Genomic DNA, 2826 nt, shown 5'->3' on the forward strand with positions numbered 1-2826 from the left:
AGATTCCCCTTTTCGGTTTTTTCTTAAGCAGCCTCAACTTAAATTGAAATATAATTGAAATATTACAGTTCAGTCGTTATCATATTATAACCTTTCCCATGAAATATACCCTATTGCATTTTTATTTTCCTGTTTCATCGACAGGTAACTTTGTACTGTAAAAGATATCAGGATGAATAAAATTGCCATACCGGTTACGAATGGTCTGCTCAGCCCAAATTTCGGGCAATGCGATCATTATGAGTTGTTTTTGATTGATCACGGGCTTGTTCGCAGTGAAGAGATTGAAATACCACCCGAAAAAGGAACAGCGGGCATTATCAAATGGATTGAGAGGATGGGCATTACCGATATCATTGTCCATCGGATCGAAAAGAGCGTGATAAAGTTATTTCAACCGCTAAAAATTAACATTTTCGTCGGGATACCGATTGCTACTCCCAAAAACCTTATTGAAGATTATTTAAACGGGAACTTGGAATCGGACCCGTATATCATTGCAGAAATACAGTCTCATATGGATGAAATTACAAAAATAAGCGGGTCAGAAGCCTTATTATTATCCCTTATCAAAGAAAACATTGATACTATTTTTGGGTATCCGGGCGGGGCCATCATGCCCTTGTATGATAAGTTATTTGACAGGTACCATGAGTTAAAACATATTTTGGTCAGGCACGAGCAGGGAGCAGCACATGCAGCACAGGCCTATTCACAGGTAACAGGTAAACCGGGTGTCTGTTTTGCCACATCCGGGCCGGGAGCGACCAATTTAATTACCGGTATTGCCAATGCGAACCTCGATTCTATTCCGATGATTTTTATTACGGCACAGGTATCTTCCGACCTCTTGGGTTCCGATGCTTTTCAGGAAACAGATATGGTAAGCTTGTCCATGCCCGTCACCAAGTGGAATTATCAGATAACCTCTGCCGAAGAGATACCCGACGCCATGGCAAAGGCATTTTATTTTGCCACTACGGGAAGGCCGGGTCCTGTTTTAATTGATATCACCAAAGATGCCCAAACCGGATTGACTGAATTTAATTACAAGCGGATCAAATCGGTCAGGTCTTATACCCCAAAACCTGAATTAAAACCGGCGGATATCAAAGCAGCACTCGAATTGATCAGCCTTTCATCAAAACCGCTGGTGCTGGCCGGTCATGGGATATTGCTTGCCAATGCGGTAAACGAACTGAAGGTTTTTATTGATAAAACCGATATGCCGGTAGCGGTTACTCTACTGGGTAAGACCGCTATCGATGAAAACAATACCCATTATGTCGGAATGGTGGGGATGCATGGCAATTATGCCCCCAATATGCTGACCAATGAGGCCGATTTGATTCTTGCCATGGGGATGCGATTTGACGATCGTGTTACAGGCGATCTGAAAAGTTATGCGAAAAATGCCCGTGTGATTCATATTGATATCGACAAAGCGGAGCTGAACAAAAACGTAAAGGCTACCTTGGCCATTCATGCCGACATAAAGGATTTCCTTACCCAAATAATCCCTGCTGTGAACGATAGAACCGATAAAAGGTGGCTTGAGCGGTTTGCCGTTTTGAACAGGATTGAAGAAGAAAAAGTGATCGGAAAGGAGTGTTTTCCCGAAAAAGGCAAGTTAAGAGCAGGGGAAATTATCCGCCTTCTCTCGGCAAAAACAAACCGGGATGCCATCGTGGTAACCGATGTCGGCCAAAACCAGATGATGGCCGCCAGGTATTATTCATACAAAAATGCGAACTCTTTCATAACCTCCGGTGGCCTCGGCACCATGGGGTTTGGCTTGCCGGCAGCGGTGGGGGCACAGGTAGGCCGCCCCGACAAAACGGTGCTCCTCTTCAGCGGCGATGGGGGTTTTCAAATGACTTCGCAGGAATTGGGCACGATTGCGCAATACAACCTGCCTGTTAAGATGGTAATTCTTAACAATAACTTTTTAGGCATGGTAAGGCAATGGCAGCAATTGTTCAATGACAGGCGCTATGCCGAAACAAACATGGTAACACCTGATTTTCCCTTATTGGCAAAATCGTTTGGTATTGAAGGGGCATTGGTATCAGAAAGAGAACAATTAAATGATGCCCTGGATAGAATGTTACAGCATAAGGGTCCTTACCTTCTTGAAGTCAGGATAGAAAAAGAGTCCAATGTCTTTCCCATGATATATCCGGGCAGGGCTGTTGATGAAATTGTACTGGAACCCTAATTTTTAAAACCGTTTTTTTATGAAAGAATTATTTACCATCGTTGTTTTCTCGGAACACCATATCGGCCTGCTTAACCGGATTACCATTATCTTTACCCGCAGGTACATCAATATTGAAAGCCTTACGGTTTCATCCACTGAGATAAAGGGCATTCACCGGTTTAACATAACCATTGAAGAAACAAAGGAACGGGTGGAAAAAGTAACCAGACAGATTGAAAAACTTCCCGAAGTGATCAGGGCAGAATATTATGTAAACGAGGAAATTGTTTACCGGGAAATTGCTTTGTATAAAATACCGATACAAAGTGCCATTGAAAAAAACATTGAACAGGTATTGCGGGAATACAATGCCAGTCTGGTTGATGTGCAAAAAGATTTTGTAATTATTGAAAAAACAGGACATGTGGAGGATACCGGCAAACTGTATGAGGTGCTGAAACCCTATAATATCCTGCAGTTTGTACGGTCAGGCCGTATCTGCATCACAAATCAACGAAAAGAACTATCGACCTATTTGAATGATTTGCCTGTGAATGAATATGTGAAAGAATAGAATCGAATTGATTTCCTCGCATCTGCAGATAAGATCCTGGCTTAAAAAACAA

General features: G+C 42.5%; 3 protein-coding genes. 2 read left to right on the forward strand and 1 reads right to left on the reverse strand.

The genetic code is table 11. The features are described 5' to 3' along the window. Positions 1 to 121: 121 nt before the first annotated feature. Positions 122 to 364 (reverse strand): hypothetical protein, encoded by a 243-nt coding sequence (locus tag AB7U36_RS21825; RefSeq protein ID WP_428161707.1) that lies wholly within the window; start codon positions 362 to 364, stop codon positions 122 to 124. A gap of 153 nt (positions 365 to 517) precedes the next feature. Here AB7U36_RS21825 and ilvB point away from each other — a divergent pair, with 153 nt between their 5' ends. Together ilvB and ilvN are read left to right on the forward strand one after the other, a co-directional pair. Next, the gene (ilvB, locus tag AB7U36_RS21830) at positions 518 to 2218 is read left to right on the forward strand and encodes a biosynthetic-type acetolactate synthase large subunit (RefSeq protein ID WP_428161708.1); all 1701 of its coding nucleotides are present in this window, start codon (positions 518 to 520) and stop codon (positions 2216 to 2218) included. Positions 2219 to 2237: 19 nt separating this feature from the next. Then, positions 2238 to 2774, forward strand: a complete 537-nt coding sequence (gene ilvN, locus AB7U36_RS21835) for an acetolactate synthase small subunit (protein WP_428161709.1) — start codon at positions 2238 to 2240, stop codon at positions 2772 to 2774. Positions 2775 to 2826 lie beyond the last annotated feature (52 nt).

This window comes from Desulfobacter sp., assembly GCF_050177295.1.